This window comes from Salmonella sp. 5800 (genome assembly GCF_046558195.1).
GTDB lineage: Bacteria > Pseudomonadota > Gammaproteobacteria > Enterobacterales > Enterobacteriaceae > Salmonella > Salmonella enterica.
Genome location: NZ_JBGDOX010000003.1, coordinates 343912 through 361525, shown reverse-complemented (window position 1 = coordinate 361525; position 17614 = coordinate 343912). Strand labels below are relative to the sequence as shown.

General features: G+C 55.1%; 12 protein-coding genes. 7 read left to right on the top strand and 5 right to left on the bottom strand.

The genetic code is table 11. From position 1 onward, the window contains the following. Window positions 1-34: 34 nt before the first annotated feature. From ACLJZ5_RS09045 to nanQ, 3 genes are read left to right on the top strand one after another with little or no spacing between them, the layout of a single operon-like run. Window positions 35-724, top strand: a complete 690-nt coding sequence (locus tag ACLJZ5_RS09045; RefSeq protein WP_000054439.1) for an N-acetylmannosamine-6-phosphate 2-epimerase — start codon at window positions 35-37, stop codon at window positions 722-724. Next, entirely contained in the window at window positions 721-1596 is an 876-nt protein-coding gene (nanK, locus tag ACLJZ5_RS09040; RefSeq protein ID WP_000208983.1) for an N-acetylmannosamine kinase, read from the top strand. The genes ACLJZ5_RS09045 and nanK overlap by 4 nt, the downstream gene beginning before the upstream one ends. Then, window positions 1593-2060: an N-acetylneuraminate anomerase gene (nanQ, locus tag ACLJZ5_RS09035; RefSeq protein WP_000979900.1), complete on the top strand. Its 468-nt coding sequence runs from the start codon at window positions 1593-1595 to the stop codon at window positions 2058-2060. Before nanK ends, nanQ begins: the two co-directional genes overlap by 4 nt. An 81-nt stretch (window positions 2061-2141) precedes the next feature. Here nanQ and ACLJZ5_RS09030 read toward each other — a convergent pair whose 3' ends face one another. From ACLJZ5_RS09030 to gltB, 5 genes are all read right to left on the bottom strand, one after another. After that, a complete protein-coding gene (locus ACLJZ5_RS09030) occupies window positions 2142-3422 on the bottom strand; it encodes a cytosine deaminase (RefSeq protein ID WP_024797487.1) in 1281 nt (426 codons plus the stop codon). Next, window positions 3409-4662, bottom strand: a complete 1254-nt coding sequence (codB, locus tag ACLJZ5_RS09025) for a cytosine permease (RefSeq protein ID WP_000076263.1) — start codon at window positions 4660-4662, stop codon at window positions 3409-3411. The genes ACLJZ5_RS09030 and codB overlap by 14 nt, the downstream gene beginning before the upstream one ends. A 115-nt stretch (window positions 4663-4777) precedes the next feature. After that, complete coding sequence (locus ACLJZ5_RS09020) at window positions 4778-5881, bottom strand: YhcG family protein (protein ID WP_024797486.1); 1104 nt, start codon at window positions 5879-5881, stop codon at window positions 4778-4780. A 207-nt stretch (window positions 5882-6088) separates the two neighbouring features. Further along, window positions 6089-7507 (bottom strand): glutamate synthase subunit GltD, encoded by a 1419-nt coding sequence (gene gltD, locus ACLJZ5_RS09015; protein WP_024797485.1) that lies wholly within the window; start codon window positions 7505-7507, stop codon window positions 6089-6091. A gap of 9 nt (window positions 7508-7516) precedes the next feature. Further along, window positions 7517-11977: a glutamate synthase large subunit gene (gene gltB / locus ACLJZ5_RS09010; protein WP_023214002.1), complete on the bottom strand. Its 4461-nt coding sequence runs from the start codon at window positions 11975-11977 to the stop codon at window positions 7517-7519. 671 nt (window positions 11978-12648) lie between these two features. Here gltB and ACLJZ5_RS09005 point away from each other — a divergent pair. From ACLJZ5_RS09005 to mtgA, 4 genes are all read left to right on the top strand, one after another. Then, entirely contained in the window at window positions 12649-13578 is a 930-nt protein-coding gene (locus ACLJZ5_RS09005) for a TIGR01212 family radical SAM protein (RefSeq protein WP_001176879.1), read from the top strand. Between the two features lie 93 nt (window positions 13579-13671). After that, the gene (gene arcB, locus ACLJZ5_RS09000; protein ID WP_024797484.1) at window positions 13672-16008 is read left to right on the top strand and encodes an aerobic respiration two-component sensor histidine kinase ArcB; all 2337 of its coding nucleotides are present in this window, start codon (window positions 13672-13674) and stop codon (window positions 16006-16008) included. A 226-nt stretch (window positions 16009-16234) separates the two neighbouring features. Then, the gene (gene elbB, locus ACLJZ5_RS08995) at window positions 16235-16888 is read left to right on the top strand and encodes an isoprenoid biosynthesis glyoxalase ElbB (RefSeq protein ID WP_000719811.1); all 654 of its coding nucleotides are present in this window, start codon (window positions 16235-16237) and stop codon (window positions 16886-16888) included. Continuing rightward, on the top strand, window positions 16885-17613 hold the full coding sequence (gene mtgA / locus ACLJZ5_RS08990; RefSeq protein WP_000044648.1) for a monofunctional biosynthetic peptidoglycan transglycosylase: 729 nt from the start codon (window positions 16885-16887) through the stop codon (window positions 17611-17613). The genes elbB and mtgA overlap by 4 nt, the downstream gene beginning before the upstream one ends. Window position 17614: the final 1 nt, after the last annotated feature.

Below are 17614 nucleotides of genomic sequence, written 5' to 3'. Positions count from 1 at the left end.
GTTTTCAACCGGGCAATATTTGTAAGGGAGTAGTATGTCGTTACTTGAACAACTGGATAAAAATATTGCCGCTTCTGGCGGCCTGATTGTCTCCTGCCAGCCCGTTCCGGGCAGTCCGCTGGATAAGCCGGAGATTGTAGCGGCAATGGCGTTGGCAGCGGAACAGGCGGGCGCGGTTGCGGTGCGTATTGAAGGCATAGACAACCTGCGTATGACCCGCTCGCTCGTTTCGGTACCCATTATCGGCATTATCAAACGCGATTTGGACGACTCTCCAGTGCGCATTACCCCTTTTCTCGACGATGTAGATGCGCTGGCACAGGCCGGAGCAGCTATTATCGCCGTTGATGGAACCGCTCGGCAACGGCCGGTAGCCGTTGAGGCGTTGTTGGCGCGCATTCATCACCACCATCTACTGGCGATGGCCGACTGCTCATCCGTGGACGATGGTCTCGCCTGTCAACGGTTGGGCGCGGACATTATCGGCACGACAATGTCCGGCTACACCACCCCCGATACGCCGGAGGAACCCGATCTGCCCTTAGTCAAAGCGTTGCATGACGCCGGATGCCGGGTGATAGCCGAAGGACGCTATAACTCGCCAGCACTGGCGGCGGAGGCGATCCGTTATGGCGCATGGGCGGTGACGGTAGGGTCCGCCATTACCCGTCTGGAACATATCTGTGGATGGTATAACGACGCATTAAAAAAGGCGGCGTCATGACTACGTTAGCAATTGATATTGGCGGGACTAAACTTGCCGCCGCGCTCATCGACAACAACTTGCGCATTAGCCAGCGTCGCGAGCTGCCGACCCCCGCGAGCAAAACGCCGGATGCGTTACGTGAAGCATTAAAGGCGCTGGTTGAACCGCTACGGGCAGAGGCGCGTCAGGTAGCGATAGCTTCTACCGGGATCATTCAGGAAGGGATGCTGTTGGCGCTAAACCCCCATAATCTGGGCGGCTTGCTACACTTTCCGTTAGTGCAAACACTGGAAACGATCGCTGGCCTGCCGACGCTGGCGGTGAACGACGCGCAGGCGGCGGCCTGGGCGGAGTATCACGCGCTCCCTGATGATATCCGCGATATGGTATTTATCACCGTTTCAACCGGCGTTGGCGGCGGCGTTGTCTGTGACGGCAAGCTCCTTACCGGAAAAGGCGGTCTGGCCGGGCACCTGGGACACACCCTGGCGGACCCACACGGGCCCGTATGCGGCTGTGGACGCGTTGGCTGCGTAGAGGCCATCGCCTCCGGACGAGGGATGGCTGCGGCGGCGCGGGACGATCTGGCGGGATGCGACGCCAAAACCCTATTTATTCGCGCTGGCGAAGGTCATCAGCAGGCGCGACATCTGGTAAGCCAATCCGCGCAGGTAATAGCGCGGATGATCGCCGATGTGAAAGCGACTACCGACTGCCAGTGTGTGGTCATTGGCGGCAGCGTAGGGTTAGCTGAGGGATACCTGGAGCAGGTTCGCGCGTTTTTGATGCAAGAGCCTGCGCCTTATCACGTGGCGCTGAGCGCCGCTCGCTATCGGCATGACGCAGGATTATTAGGCGCTGCGTTGTTAGCTCAAGGAGACACATTATGATGATGGGGGAAGTACAGTCGTTGCCTTCTTGCGGGTTGCATCCGCGACTGCTGGATGCCTTGACTCTTGCGCTGGCGGCAAGACCGCAGGAGAAAGCGCCGGGGCGCTATGAATTGCAGGGCGACAATATCTTTATGAATGTAATGCAGTTAACGACGCAAATGCCGGCAGAGAAGAAAGCGGAATTGCATGAACAATACATTGATATTCAGCTACTACTAACCGGCGTCGAGCGTATTGCGTTTGGGATGTCCGGTGCCGCTCGCCAGTGCGAGGAGATGCACGTTGAAGAGGATTACCAGCTTTGTAGTCAAATTGCCGACGAGCAGACTATTACGCTGCAAGCGGGGATGTTTGCTGTGTTTATGCCGGGAGAACCGCATAAACCGGGATGTGCAGTGGGTGAGCCAGATGACATCAAAAAAGTGGTAGTGAAAGTACGCGCCAGTCTGCTGGCGGCCTGAATCTCTTGCCGCAGCAGTCTTCCGAACGCAGCCCCTTATGGGCTGCGTGGTGAATGTGCCGGAGAGCGCGGGTATGACGGGTTAACGCTTAAACGTCACGGCTTCCGGCTGGGTCAGGTGCAGCGTCGTCTGGCTCGGCACCGTCTCGGCAATAACCCGCCCGTGGCGAATCGAGTAACGGGCAGGCGTCTGGCGACGTACCGCATCGAATCCATTCTCAGCGGGTAAGATAACCAGATTCGCGGCATTGCCGACGCTCATACCGTAGTCCTGTAAATGCAGGGTTTTTGCGCTGTGGGTAGTGATCAGATTTAACCCATCGTTGATTTGCCCATACCCCATCAACTGGCAAACGTGTAACCCCATATGCAGCACCTGCAGCATATTTGCGGTGCCTAATGGATACCACGGATCGAATACGTCATCATGGCCAAAGCAGACGTTGATCCCCGCTTCCAGCATCTCTTTCACCCGCGTGACGCCACGACGTTTCGGGTAAGTGTCAAACCGCCCTTGCAGATGAATATTCACCAGCGGGTTGGCGACGAAGTTAATCCCCGACATTTTCAACAGGCGGAACAGGCGTGACGCATACGCGCCGTTGTACGAGTGCATAGCCGTGGTGTGGCTGGCGGTCACGCGCGCCCCCATGCCATCACGATGCGCCAGCGCCGCGACCGTTTCGACAAAGCGAGACTGCTCGTCATCAATTTCGTCGCAGTGCACATCGATCAAGCGATCGTATTTCTGCGCCAGTGCAAAGATTTTGTGCAGCGATTCAACGCCATATTCCCGCGTGAACTCAAAGTGCGGAATGGCACCAATAACGTCAGCGCCCAAACGCACGGCTTCCTCTAACAGCGCTTCACCGTTGGGATAAGACAGAATACCTTCTTGCGGAAAGGCGACGATTTGCAGGTCTACCCACGGCGCAACCTCTTGCTTCACTTCCAGCATGGCTTTCAGCGCGGTGAGCGTAGGATCTGAAACGTCAACGTGAGTACGAACGTACTGGATGCCGTTAGCCATCTGCCATTTCAGGGTCTGCATCGCGCGCGCTTTCACATCTTCATGCGTGAGCATTGCTTTACGTTCTGCCCAGCGCTCAATCCCTTCAAACAGTGTGCCGGACTGGTTCCAGCTCGGTTCACCCGCCGTTTGCGTGGTATCCAGGTGGATATGTGGCTCAACAAACGGTGGAATAGCCAGACCGCCTTCGGCATCAAGCACTTCGCCCTGCGGTAACGATGCGGCTTCCTGAGGCTCAATCCGGCTAAAGCGCCCGTTTTCAATCGTAATCTGCCATAATCCTTCGTGTCCCTGCAGACGCGCCTGACGAATGGTGATGTTATTGTTCTGCATGGCTGACCTCTGGTGATTTAGCAAGGCTGCGGTTGAAAAGTGGATTCAGCAGGATATAGCTGAAGACGCCGCCGAGTACGGCGTTGACGGGCACAATACCAGGAACATAATGTCCGGCGGCGATGCCCAGCGCGACGGAAAGAATAGCAATCCAGTTAACGGGAATAAAGCGCACGGTGTTGAAGTCGGCATAGCGGCGGCGGTTCAACAGATAGTCGGCAATAATCACTCCGCCAATCGGTGGGATGGCCGATGACAGGAACGTCAGCCAGCCGACAAAATTATTGTAAAGCCACAGCGCGCACACGGTACCGATAATCCCGTTCACCACCGACAGCGTGCGGCTGGAAAGACCGGTAATATTGGCGAAGCCCAGACCCGATGCGTACAGCGCGTTATCGTTGGTGGTCCAGATATTCAGGCCGAGCACCACAATCGCGGGCAGCAGCAGCCCCTGCGCTATCATCACGTCAGAGATATCCGCCTGACCGACAGCGGCAGCGCCTGCCGCGCCAAAGATAAACATCAGCGAGTTGCCGAGGAAAAAAGCGACCATCGCAATCAGTACGGCGCTTTTGGCATGACGCCCGAAGCGGACGAAGTCGGCGGTTAATGTACCGGCGCTGACAAACGAGCCCACCACCAGCGCCAGCGCGCTGGAAAAATCCAGCGGCGTCTGCGGCACTATCGTTTTTAAATGCTCCAGCCCACCCACGCCGCTGACCGCCAGCCAGACGGAGTAGCTGCCCAGAATCACGATCGCGGGTACGGCAATGATAGACAAAATGGTCAACGCCGAGATGCCGAAAAAAATGGTCAGGGTCATCAGCAGACCCGAAACGGCAATCAGAATATTGGCATCAATGCCCGTCGCTTTACTGACCGGAATAGCGAACATCGCTACGCCAACGCCAAACCAGCCGACCTGTGTGCCGCCTAGCAGCAGCGAGGGAAGCCATGATCCTTTAACGCCAAAGGAGTAGCGTGCAAGGAGGTGGGTGGAGAGTCCGGTTTTTGCGCCGATGTAACCAAGAAATGCAGTGTAGATACCGAGGAGGAGATTACCGAAGAGAACTGCGAGGAAGAAATCATTATAAGAAAGACCGGTGCCGAGTGTCCCTCCGGTCCACATACTGGCGGAAAAAAACGTTAAACCCAACATGACAAACGTCAGTGGAATCACGCCCTTCCGCGCCGCCAGAGGGACGGGGCCCTGGCTATAATTGTTGTCCTGCGACACAACGCCTCCATGAATTTTGCCCAAAAAATCCGCCGCATAATATACAGTTCTCAGAATAAAGCAAACGTTTTCGTGTGATATTTTCTTGATAATTATTCATGGAATTAATGGTTCGCTAGTTTTTCTCCGTTGTCAGTGAACCACCGCGTGTGAGTTGAGTTTCCAGCATGGTTTGCGAACGAATAAGTTCGTCTGTGAGTAATTTTTCGTCGGGCAACTGCACTTTGTACTCGCTCGCCATGATGGTGTTTGGCAGGCCAGTCAGCGCGTAATGCGCTTCCCCCGCGCCTTTCCCTGCGCACAAAACCAGGCCGACTGGCGGGTTTTCTCCGGGCATTGTCCAGTGCTCTTTGGCATAGTTCAGGTACATATTCATCTGCCCGGCATCGCTATAGCTGAATTTGCCTACCTTCAGGTCAACGAGCAACAGGCAGCGCAAGCGACGATGGAAGAACAGCAGATCGACGCGGAACCAGCTATCGTCTATGCGTAGTCGGCGTTGGCGGCCAACAAAAGCAAAATCGTCACCGAGCTCCAGCATAAAGTCCATCAGGTGGCTGAGCAGCGCGTCTTCGAGATCTGATTCGGAATACTCGTCCTTCAGGTTAAGAAATTCCAGAATGAACGGGTCGCGTATGGTTTGCTCTGGCAAAACGTTTGGCTCGGCGGGTGCAGGCTGCTGCAACATGGCGGATTTGTCGTGGGACAGTAGTGTTCGTTCGTAAAATTGAGTGGCGATTTGCCTGTCGAGCTGCCGTACGGACCAGCCGTTACGTAGCGTCTCTTTCTCGTAAAAAGTGCGGGCATCGGGATTTTTTACCGACAAGAGGCGGACATACGCCGACCAGGGGAGTGGGAAAGATTTAGCCAGTTGCGCCAAATGGAGAGATTCTCCAGACACTGTCTGGAGAATCTCAATTTTTTGAAAATAAAGATAAAACTTTTTAAATTGCCATAGATTACTGGCAGAAAAACCTCGTTTATATCTTTGGCTTAAATCCTGTGATAAACGATCAATTAGCTGTTCACCATAAGCAGCTCTGGCTTCACCGCCTTGTTCAAATTCAACAATGCGTCGACCCATTTCCCAATAGGTTGCTGTCATGATGGTGTTGATGCTGCGAACGGTTTGTGTCCGCGCTGTATCCAGCAGTTGAACAATTCCGTTATGAATTTGCTGATATTCATCAGACTGTGGCGCTAAAGTTGGATTCGTCATGTCATCCCTTACGTGATAGTTTCATTGTGAAATTAGAACGCTATCAATACGCTTCAGGCGTAAACGGATCAATCCATGAACGGATTTTACATGACATTACATCTCGATTTACGAGCGGGTTTCCAGAATCGGCAGGAGAGATATTGAGGAGAGGAATATCGGCTCCCCAGCCATCAGCACAAGGCATCAACCGGGGAGCCGGAAGGGTTACACTTCGAGGTAGTTCATAATCCCGTCAGCCGCCTTACGGCCTTCGGCAATCGCCGTCACCACCAGATCGGAACCGCGCACGATGTCGCCACCGGCGAAGATTTTCGGGTTGCTGGTCTGGAAAGCATTATCGCTGCGTTCCGGCGCGATAATTCGTCCCTGCGAGTCCAGTTCCACGCTGTGTTTCGCCAGCCATTCCATGCTGTGTGGACGAAAACCAAACGCCATCACCACCGCATCAGCCGGAACCACATGCTCGGAACCGGCGACGATCTCCGCCCGCCGACGGCCTTTGGCATCCGGTTCGCCCATTTCAGTGCGCACCATTTTTACGCCGCTCACTTTGCCGTTGACATTGACTTCAATGCCCAGCGGTTGAACGTTAAACTGAAATTCGACACCTTCCTCGCGCGCGTTTTTCACTTCGCGTCTGGAGCCCGGCATGTTCTCTTCATCACGACGATAAGCACAGGTTACGTGCGTTGCGCCCTGACGAATGGAGGTACGTACGCAGTCCATTGCGGTGTCACCACCGCCCAGCACCACCACGCGTTTGCCTTCCATGCTGACATATGGTGCGTCGCTGGTTTCGCCAAACCCCATGATCTGCTTCGTATTGGCGATAAGGAACGGCAGAGCGTCGAATACGCCGTCCGCATTTTCATTTTCCAGCCCGCCGCGCATCGACTGATAGGTGCCGACGCCAAGGAACACCGCGTCGTACTCTTTCAACAGCTCGTCAAGTTCGACGTCGCGGCCCACTTCGGTATTAAGTTTGAACTCAATACCCATGCCGGTGAAGATCTCGCGACGGCGGGTCATCACCTCTTTTTCCAGTTTGAAAGCTGGAATACCGAAGGTCAGCAGGCCGCCGATTTCCGGATGGCGATCAAAGACTACCGCCTTCACGCCGTTGCGGGTCAGCACGTCGGCGCACGCCAGCCCTGCCGGACCTGCGCCGATAATCGCTACCCGTTTGTCCGTCTGGCGCACGCCGGTCATATCCGGGCGCCAGCCCATCTCAAACGCTTTATCGTTGATATAGCGCTCAATGTTACCGATGGTTACTGCACCGAACTCGTCGTGCAGCGTACAGGAGCCTTCACACAGGCGGTCCTGCGGGCAGACGCGGCCACACACTTCCGGCAGGGTGTTGGTCTGGTGCGATAGCTCAGCCGCCTCAAAAATACGCCCTTCGTTAGCCAGTTTCAGCCAGTTCGGGATGTAGTTATGTACCGGACATTTCCACTCGCAGTAGGGGTTCCCGCAGGACAAACAGCGATCCGCCTGGGCTTTCGCCTGACCTTCAGAAAACGGTTCGTAGATTTCAACAAACTCGATCTTACGGATCTTCAGCGGTTTCTTCGGCGGATCAACGCGCTGCAGGTCGATAAATTGATAAACATTCTGGCTCATTTCAATTCCTTACTGCGCCTGCACGCGCAATTCTGCCGCACTACGACTACGGTGGCCCAACAGGGCTTTGACATCGCTGGACTTGGGCTTAACTAACGCGAATTGGGTTGAGAAGCTTGACCACCTGGACAGGATCTCTTCGCCGCGTTGCGAACCAGTATGTTGCACGTGCTCGGTGATCAGGCCGCGCAGATGCTCTTCGTGGATAGCCAGCGAATCAACGTCCAGTACTTCTACCAGTTCCGGGTTCACGCGTTTACGGAATTCGCCATCTTCGTCCAGCACATAGGCGAAGCCGCCGGTCATCCCCGCGCCGAAGTTAACGCCGGTTTTACCCAGCACGCAGACGATACCGCCGGTCATGTATTCACAGCCGTTGTCGCCGATGCCCTCTACTACGGTAATCGCCCCGGAGTTACGCACGCCGAAACGTTCGCCCGCGCGGCCCGCCGCGTACAGACGGCCACCGGTCGCTCCATACAGGCAGGTGTTGCCGATGATGCTGGCTTTATGGCTGAGGAAGGCGGAACCTACCGGTGGTCTGATGGCGATCAAACCGCCTGCCATACCTTTACCGACATAGTCGTTGGCATCGCCAGTCAGATATAACTCCACGCCGCCCGCGTTCCACACGCCAAAGCTCTGGCCTGCGGTACCGCTGAAGTGCGCTTTAATCGGATCGGAAGCTAGCCCCTGATCGCCGTGGGTCTGTGCGATGTAGCCGGAAAGCGACGCGCCGACGGAACGATCGGTGTTGCGGATGTCGAACCAGAAGGTTTTGCTCTGGCGCGCATCGACAAATGGCTTCGCCTGCTGCAACAGTTGCGCATTCAGCACGCCGTTATCAAACGGCGGGTTATTCTCGGTGCAGTACAGCGCTTTACCCGGATGAGGTTCAGCGGTTTCCAGTAGACGAGACAGCGCCAGCTTCTGCTGTTTAGCGGTGAAGCCCTCCAGCTCTTTAAGCAGGTCGGTGCGGCCAATCAAATCCACCAGGCGGGTCACGCCAAGTGAAGCCATTAGCTCGCGCACTTCGCGGGCGATAAATTCAAAGTAGTTAGTCACTTTGAACGGCAGGCCGTGATAGTGGTTCTTACGCAGCTTGTCATCCTGAGTTGCTACGCCGGTTGCGCAGTTGTTCAGATGGCAAATGCGCAGGTATTTACAGCCCAGCGCCACCATCGGGCCGGTGCCGAAGCCGAAACTTTCCGCACCGAGAATCGCCGCTTTAATGATATCGACGCCGGTTTTCAGACCGCCGTCCACCTGCAGACGAATCTTGTGACGCAGACCGTTAGCGACCAGCGCTTGCTGGGTTTCAACAAGTCCGAGTTCCCACGGGCAGCCAGCGTATTTCACCGAAGAGAGCGGGCTGGCGCCGGTACCGCCGTCGTAGCCGGCGATAGTGATCAGATCCGCATAGGCTTTCGCCACGCCGGTCGCGATGGTGCCAACGCCCGGTTCGGACACCAGCTTCACGGAGATCATCGCCTTCGGGTTGACCTGTTTGAGGTCGAAAATCAGCTGCGCTAAGTCCTCGATAGAGTAGATATCGTGGTGCGGCGGCGGGGAGATCAGCGTCACGCCCGGCACTGAATAGCGCAGTTTAGCGATATACGGAGTGACTTTATCCCCCGGCAACTGACCGCCTTCGCCCGGTTTCGCGCCCTGCGCGACTTTAATCTGGATCACATCGGCATTGACCAGGTACGCTGGCGTCACGCCAAAGCGACCGGAGGCCACCTGTTTGATACGCGACACTTTATTGGTGCCGTAGCGCGCCGGGTCTTCGCCGCCTTCGCCGGAGTTGGAGTTGCCGCCGAGGCTGTTCATCGCTTCCGCCAGCGCTTCGTGCGCTTCCGGACTTAATGCGCCGATAGACATGGCTGCGGTATCAAAGCGTTTAAACAGCTCACTGGCGGGCTCAACCTCGTCGATAGTCACCGCCTCGCCGTCTGGATGTATCGCCAGCAGATCGCGCAGCGTTGCCGCCGGACGCTCATTGACCAGTTTGGCGTATTCCTGATAATCGCTGTACTCGCCGCTCTGTACCGCCTGTTGCAGGGTACGCACGACATCCGGGTTATAGGCGTGATATTCGCCGCCGTGGACGTACTTCAGCAGGCCGCCCGGGCTAATGGGTTTGCGCGCCAGCCAGGCGCGTTTGGAGAGATTCAGCAGATCCTGCTGGAAGTCATCAAAGCTCGCGCCGCCGATACGGCTGACCACGCCCTGGAAGCACAGGTTTACCACATCATCGTGCAGCCCGACCGCTTCAAACAGTTTGGAGCAGCGGTAAGAGGCAATGGTCGAAATGCCCATTTTGGACATAATCTTGTACAGCCCCTTGTTGATGCCGTTACGGTAGTTCTGCATCACGGTACGGTAGTTTTTAGCGATGGCCTGGGTATCAATCAGACGCCCCAGCGTTTCGTAGGCCAGGTACGGATAGATGGCCGTTGCGCCAAAGCCGAGCAGTACCGCAAAGTGATGCGGATCGCGGGCGCTTCCGGTTTCTACGATGATGTTGGCGTCGCAGCGCAGGCTTTGTTCCACCAGACGCGTTTGCACCGCGCCCACCGCCATCGGCGCGGGCACCGGCAGGCGATTCTTACCGATATTGCGATCCGAGAGGACCAGCAGCACGGTGCCGTTGCGCACCATCTGTTCCGCTTTATCGCACAGCGCTTTAACCGTCGCGTCCAGTGTGGTTTCGGTGACATCAAAGGTAATATCAAGCCAGTCGGCGCGGTAGTGATGCTCGCTCATGGTGGTGAGCTGTTTGAAATCGGAGTACAGCAGAATTGGTGATTTAAAACTCAGGCGATGGGCCTGACCTTCCGCTTCGCAGAAGACGTTCATTTCGCGACCGATGCTGGTGGCGAGCGACATGACGTGCGCTTCACGCAGCGGGTCGATAGGCGGGTTAGTGACCTGCGCGAACTGCTGGCGGAAGTAGTCGTAAATAATACGCGGCTGGCTGGAGAGCACGGCAAAGGGGGTATCGTCGCCCATTGAGCCGACGGCTTCCTGGCCGTTTTCGCCCAACACGCGGATAACCGAGTCCAGCTCTTCGGCGCTGTAGTTAAACTGTTTCTGATAGCTGGCGAGCAGGTCATCGTCCAGTTCGCGACTACCGACTTCTTCATCAGGCAGCTCTTCAAACGGCACCAGACGGCGAACATTCTTTTCCATCCACGCTTTATACGGATGGCGGCTTTTCAGATCGTCATCGGTTTCCGCGGAATGCAGAATACGTCCGCCGCGGGTGTCGATCACCATCAGCTCGCCTGGACCGACGCGGCCTTTCTCGACCACTTCATCCGGCTGATAGTCCCAGATACCGACTTCGGAGGCGCAGGTGATCAGCTTGTCTTTGGTAATGACATAGCGTGCCGGGCGCAGGCCGTTACGGTCAAGGTTACAGGCGGCGAAGCGCCCGTCGGACATCACGATGCCTGCCGGTCCGTCCCACGGCTCCATATGCATGGAGTTAAAGTCAAAGAAGGCGCGCAGATCCTGGTCCATATCGGGGTTGTTCTGCCAGGCGGGCGGCACCAACAGGCGCATGGCGCGGATGATGTCCATCCCGCCTGCCAGCAGCAGTTCCAGCATGTTGTCCAGCGAGCTGGAATCCGAACCGGTTTCGTTAACAAACGGCGCAGCGGACTGTAAATCCGGGATCAGCGGCGTCTGGAATTTATAGGTACGGGCGCGCGCCCACTGGCGGTTGCCGGTGATAGTGTTAATCTCGCCGTTATGCGCCAGGTAGCGGAACGGCTGCGCCAGCGGCCAACGCGGCACGGTGTTAGTGGAAAAGCGCTGGTGGAACAGGCAGATGGCCGATTCCAGACGCAGATCCGCAAGATCCAGGTAGAAGCGCGGCAGATCCGCCGGCATACACAGACCTTTATAAATGTTGACCAGGTTCGACAGGCTGCATACGTAGAAATCTTTGTCGTCCTGCAGACGTTTTTCAATGCGTCGGCGGGCGATAAACAGACGGCGCTCCATATCGCGCGGACGCCAGCCCGCCGGAGCGTTGACAAAAATCTGCTCAATACGCGGCAGAGAGGAGAGGGCGATTTCACCAAGCACGCCTTCATTGGTTGGCACATCGCGCCAGCCGACAATCGACAGGGTTTCCTGCTGTAATTCTTCTTCGACAATATGGCGTGACGCGGCGGCCAGTTCAGGATCTTTATTCAAAAAGATCATCCCGACGGCGTAGTTTTTGGCTAAGCGCCAGCCGCGCTCTTCGGCCACGATGCGAAAGAAACGGTCAGGTTTTTGTAACAGCAAGCCGCAACCGTCGCCGGTTTTACCGTCGGCAAGGATCGCGCCACGGTGCTGCATCCGGGCCAGCGCGTGTATGGCGGTACGCACTACCTTGTGGCTAGGTTCGCCTTCTATGTGGGCGATCAGGCCGAAACCACAGTTATCCTTCTCAAGGGATTTATCGTACAACATATCAGTGAACCTCCCCAGGCTCTACGGGACGCTCTCTCAACCGACGGCGCGCGGGCACAGCAAGAGCATGGCGACGGGGCTGGCGCATCATACGCTTACCTCGCATTCGCCCTCTTTGTGTCCTTTGCGCATTGGTAAATACGGTTAAGAGGGAATCTCAATTACTGCATAAATATGATGAGCAGACGGCTCATCCAGAAAGCTTCCAGCGGATCCCCAACTTATCGGGAATCCACACCCAGGTCAAATGGCAAACTGATTTATGCAAAAGTGTGCTGTAGCACAGATAACTTTTTGAATCTGTTGAAATTAAAAGGTTTTTTATAGAGGGGCTGCTAATACGGAGCGGCAGAAAGCCTGTGATCTGTCTCACTATAAGAGCCGCTCGCCAGACGTTATCTGACCTTGCTTTTTCAAAAATCTTGGCATTTTATGCTGTTTTAAGCGTGAGCAGTATTGAATGCTACTGTTTTTATCGATGACCCAGCAAACGCTGAAAAAAGAGGGGAATATCAGGAAAAATCATCAGCGGGATTATGAATGAAATATCGTTTATTTTGCTTGATTATGCAATGGATAAAAGCCTTCCGGGACGATTGATCCAGGTCATCGCCAAAGGAGACTAAAAATGGCAGGCTTTGGCCTCTTTTTAAGAGGCGGTCTATCAGATTATGCAGTTACAGAAATTAGTCAATATGTTTGGTGGGGATCTTTTACGTCGGTATGGGCAAAAGGTTCATAAGCTGACGCTTCATGGCGGTTTTAGCTGCCCTAATCGCGACGGCACCATCGGGCGTGGCGGTTGCACCTTCTGTAATGTCGCCTCTTTTGCCGATGAGGCGCAGCAGCATCATTCGATTGCCGAGCAGCTTGCGCATCAGGCGCATCTGGTGAACCGCGCTAAACGCTATCTGGCCTATTTCCAGGCCTACACCAGCACCTTTGCGGAAGTGCAGGTGCTGCGTTCCATGTATCAACAGGCGGTCAGCCAGGCCAGTATCGTCGGGTTATGCGTCGGTACGCGTCCGGATTGCGTCCCGCAGGCAGTAGTAGATTTACTGTGTGAATATAAAGATCAAGGCTACGAGGTGTGGCTGGAACTGGGATTGCAAACCGCGCACGATAAAACCCTGCACCGAATTAACCGCGGGCATGACTTCGCCTGCTATCAGCGTACCACCCGGATTGCCCGGGAGCGCGGGCTGAAAGTGTGCGCGCATCTGATTGTGGGGCTGCCGGGCGAAGGGCAGGCAGAATGCCTGCAAACCATGGAGCGTGTGGTGGAGACGGGCGTTGACGGTATTAAACTGCATCCGCTGCATATTGTGAAAGGCAGTACGATGGCCAAAGCCTGGGAAGCGGGGCGGCTGAACGGCATCGAACTGGACGACTACACGCTAACGGCAGGTGAGATGATTCGTCATACGCCGCCGGAGGTAATTTATCACCGAATTTCAGCCAGCGCTCGCCGTCCGACGCTGCTTGCCCCGCTGTGGTGCGAGAATCGCTGGACGGGGATGGTTGAGCTGGACAAATACCTGAATGAGCATGGCGTGCAGGGCTCTGCGCTGGCCCGTCCCTGGATACCACCTGTAGCGTAGCGTGATGAGGGGCGCTACGCATATTTCGCACAATATTCAACGCGGTTCCCATAATTGGGTATTATGTGCGAAGTTGTGGTGAAGGAATCCTCTATGAAGCAAATTCGTATGCTGGCGCAATACTATGTCGACCTGATGATGAAATTGGGTCTGGTGCGCTTTTCCATGCTCCTGGCGTTGGCATTGGTGGTGCTGGCGATTGTCGTGCAGATGGCGGTGACCATGGTGCTGCATGGTCAGGTTGAAAGTATCGACGTTATTCGTTCCATCTTTTTTGGCCTGTTAATTACGCCCTGGGCGGTCTATTTCTTATCCGTTGTTGTTGAACAACTGGAAGAGTCAAGGCAGCGACTGTCGCGTCTGGTGCAAAAGCTGGAGGAGATGCGCGAGCGCGATCTCAAGCTTAACGTACAGTTGAAGGACAATATTGCCCAGCTTAATCAGGAAATTGCCGATCGCGAAAAAGCGGAAGCGGAGCTGCAAGAGACATTTGAACAGCTAAAAGTAGAAATTAAAGAGCGTGAAGAGGCGCAAATCCAGCTAGAACAGCAATCCTCTTTTCTGCGCTCCTTTCTGGACGCCTCGCCGGATTTGGTTTTTTATCGTAATGAGGATAAAGAGTTTTCCGGCTGTAACCGCGCAATGGAATTGCTAACCGGCAAGAGCGAAAAACAGCTGGTGCATTTGAAGCCGGAAGATGTGTACTCTCCCGAAGCGGCGGAGAAAGTCATTGAAACCGACGAAAAAGTATTCCGCCATAACGTCTCCCTGACCTATGAACAGTGGCTGGATTATCCGGACGGACGAAAGGCCTGCTTTGAAATTCGTAAAGTGCCTTATTACGACCGTGTCGGTAAACGTCATGGCCTGATGGGATTTGGTCGTGATATTACCGAACGTAAGCGTTATCAGGACGCGCTGGAACGCGCCAGCCGCGACAAGACCACGTTTATCTCTACCATCAGTCATGAGCTGCGCACCCCGCTTAACGGCATCGTCGGTTTAAGCCGCATCCTGCTGGATACCGATCTCACCGCCGAACAGGAAAAATACCTTAAAACAATCCATGTCTCCGCCGTGACGTTAGGCAATATTTTCAATGATATCATTGATATGGATAAGATGGAGCGGCGTAAGGTTCAGCTTGATAACCAACCGGTTGATTTCACCAGCTTTATGGCCGATCTGGAAAACCTTTCCGGTTTGCAGGCGCAGCAAAAAGGGCTACGTTTTGTGCTTGAGCCGACGCTGCCGCTGCCGCACAAAGTCATTACCGACGGAACGCGTTTGCGCCAGATTTTATGGAATTTGATCAGCAATGCGGTGAAGTTTACTCAGCAGGGCCAGGTGACGGTGCGGGCGCGTTATGATGAAGGCGACATGCTGCACTTTGAAGTGGAAGATTCCGGGATCGGCATTCCGCAGGATGAGCAGGATAAAATTTTCGCCATGTATTATCAGGTGAAAGACAGTCATGGCGGTAAGCCGGCGACGGGTACCGGTATCGGGCTGGCGGTCTCCCGTCGGCTGGCGAAAAATATGGGCGGCGATATTACCGTCTCCAGTCTGCCGGGCAAAGGATCGACCTTTACGCTAACGGTTCATGCGCCAGCGGTGGCGGAAGAGGTGGAGGACTCCTTTGATGAAGACGACATGCCGCTGCCCGCGCTGCATGTTCTGCTGGTCGAAGATATTGAACTGAATGTGATTGTGGCGCGTTCAGTACTGGAAAAACTGGGGAACAGCGTGGATGTCGCGATGACCGGCAAGGCGGCGCTGGAGATGTTCGCGCCGGGCGAATATGACCTGGTCTTACTGGATATTCAGCTACCGGATATGACGGGTCTGGATATTGCCAGAGAACTGACCCGTCGCCACACGCGGGAAGATTTACCGCCGCTGGTAGCGCTTACGGCTAACGTTCTGAAAGATAAAAAAGAGTATCTGGACGCTGGTATGGACGATGTGCTGAGTAAGCCGCTGTCGGTGCCGGCCTTAACCGCGATGATTAAAAAATTCTGGGATGCCACCGATAAAGAGGAGAGTACCGTGACGCCTGAAGAGAGCGATAAAGCGCAAGCGCTGCTGGATATCCCGATGCTGGAACAATACATCGAGTTGGTCGGGCCTAAATTGATCACCGACGGTCTCGCGGTGTTTGAAAAAATGATGCCTGGCTATTTAAGTGTGCTGGAGTCCAATCTGACGGCGCGTGACAAAAAAGGCGTCGTTGAGGAAGGGCATAAGATTAAAGGCGCCGCCGGTTCGGTAGGACTGCGTCATCTGCAACAGCTTGGCCAGCAAATCCAGTCGCCGGATCTTCCCGCCTGGGAAGATAATGTCGCGGAATGGATTGAAGAGATGAAGCAGGAGTGGCAGCACGATGTCGCGGTGCTGAAAGCCTGGGTGGCAAACGCGGAAAAAAAATGACCCCGGTTTGACCGGGGTGCGCGAATACTGCGCCAACACCAGGGAAATCGTGGCTGCGCCGTGCTTATTATGATGATGTCAAAGGCGCAGTCCTGTTTTCAGGCCGCACGCAGTTAAGATAGCAAATCCTAAATGATTTGTTACATGAATCATTTAAATGTGTGAAGCGTAGCATTTTAATCAAAATTATTAATGGTCTTGAGTCGGTTGCAGGAGGATGTTCACCATGAAAAAAATTGGCGTAGTGCTCAGCGGATGCGGCGTCTATGACGGCGCCGAAATTCATGAGGCCGTTCTGACGCTGTTGGCCATTGCCCGCAGCGGCGCGCAGGCTGTCTGCTTCGCGCCGGATAAACCACAAGCGGATGTTATTAATCACCTGACCGGCGAAGCGATGGCGGAAACGCGTAACGTCCTGATTGAGGCGGCGCGTATTACGCGGGGCGATATTCGTCCCCTGTCCCAGGCTCAGCCAGAGGAACTGGATGCGCTCATTGTGCCTGGTGGTTTCGGCGCGGCGAAGAACCTGAGTAATTTCGCCAGCCAGGGGAGCGAATGCCGGGTGGATAGCGATGTCGTCGCGCTGGCGAAGGCCATGCACCAGTCCGGCAAGCCGCTGGGATTCATCTGTATCGCGCCCGCAATGTTGCCGAAAATCTTTGACTTCCCGCTACGTCTGACAATAGGGACGGATATTGATACCGCTGAAGTACTTGAAGAGATGGGCGCCGAACACGTACCTTGCCCGGTTGATGATATCGTTGTGGACGAGGATAACAAGGTCGTGACCACCCCTGCCTATATGCTGGCGCAGGATATCGCTCAGGCGGCAAGCGGCATTGATAAATTAGTGTCGCGCGTGCTGGTTCTGGCGGAATGAGCAAACGACGCATCGCGCCGTTAACGTTTTTGCGCCGTCTACTTTTACGTATCCTTGCTGCGCTCGCCGTCTTTTGGGGCGGCGGCATTGCGCTGTTTAGCGTGGTTCCGGTGCCTTTTTCGGCGGTGATGGCGGAACGGCAGATTAGCGCCTGGCTCGGCGGAGAGTTCGGTTATGTGGCGCATTCTGACTGGGTCAGTATGGCGGATATCTCGCCGTGGATGGGGCTGGCGGTAATTGCGGCGGAAGACCAGAAGTTCCCTGAGCACTGGGGCTTTGATGTTCCGGCGATTGAAAAAGCGCTGGCGCATAATGAGCGGAATGAGAGCCGTATTCGCGGCGCCTCTACGCTTTCGCAGCAAACGGCGAAAAATCTCTTTTTATGGGATGGACGCAGTTGGCTGCGCAAAGGTCTGGAGGCTGGGCTAACGCTGGGCATTGAAACTGTCTGGAGCAAAAAGCGCATCCTCACGGTTTATCTGAATATCGCGGAGTTTGGCGATGGTATTTTTGGCGTGGAGGCTGCGGCACAACGGTATTTTCATAAACCTGCCAGTCGCTTGAGTGTGTCTGAAGCCGCGTTGCTGGCGGCGGTATTGCCAAATCCGTTACGCTATAAGGCGAATGCGCCTTCTGGCTATGTGCGTAGCCGGCAGGCGTGGATTATGCGCCAGATGCGCCAACTGGGTGGGGAATCTTTTATGACGCGCAACCAGCTTAATTAAT

Excerpts from the sequence above, each read along its gene's own strand:
- ACLJZ5_RS09045 (WP_000054439.1), top strand. The coding sequence starts at position 35 with ATGTCGTTACTTGAACAACTGGATAAAAATATTGCCGCTTCTGGCGGC.
- nanK (WP_000208983.1), top strand. The coding sequence starts at position 721 with ATGACTACGTTAGCAATTGATATTGGCGGGACTAAACTTGCCGCCGCG.
- nanQ (WP_000979900.1), top strand. The coding sequence starts at position 1,593 with ATGATGATGGGGGAAGTACAGTCGTTGCCTTCTTGCGGGTTGCATCCG.
- ACLJZ5_RS09030 (WP_024797487.1), bottom strand. The coding sequence starts at position 3,422 with ATGCAGAACAATAACATCACCATTCGTCAGGCGCGTCTGCAGGGACAC.
- ACLJZ5_RS09020 (WP_024797486.1), bottom strand. The coding sequence starts at position 5,881 with ATGACGAATCCAACTTTAGCGCCACAGTCTGATGAATATCAGCAAATT.
- gltD (WP_024797485.1), bottom strand. The coding sequence starts at position 7,507 with ATGAGCCAGAATGTTTATCAATTTATCGACCTGCAGCGCGTTGATCCG.
- gltB (WP_023214002.1), bottom strand. The coding sequence starts at position 11,977 with ATGTTGTACGATAAATCCCTTGAGAAGGATAACTGTGGTTTCGGCCTG.
- ACLJZ5_RS09005 (WP_001176879.1), top strand. The coding sequence starts at position 12,649 with ATGCAGTTACAGAAATTAGTCAATATGTTTGGTGGGGATCTTTTACGT.
- arcB (WP_024797484.1), top strand. The coding sequence starts at position 13,672 with ATGAAGCAAATTCGTATGCTGGCGCAATACTATGTCGACCTGATGATG.
- elbB (WP_000719811.1), top strand. The coding sequence starts at position 16,235 with ATGAAAAAAATTGGCGTAGTGCTCAGCGGATGCGGCGTCTATGACGGC.
- mtgA (WP_000044648.1), top strand. The coding sequence starts at position 16,885 with ATGAGCAAACGACGCATCGCGCCGTTAACGTTTTTGCGCCGTCTACTT.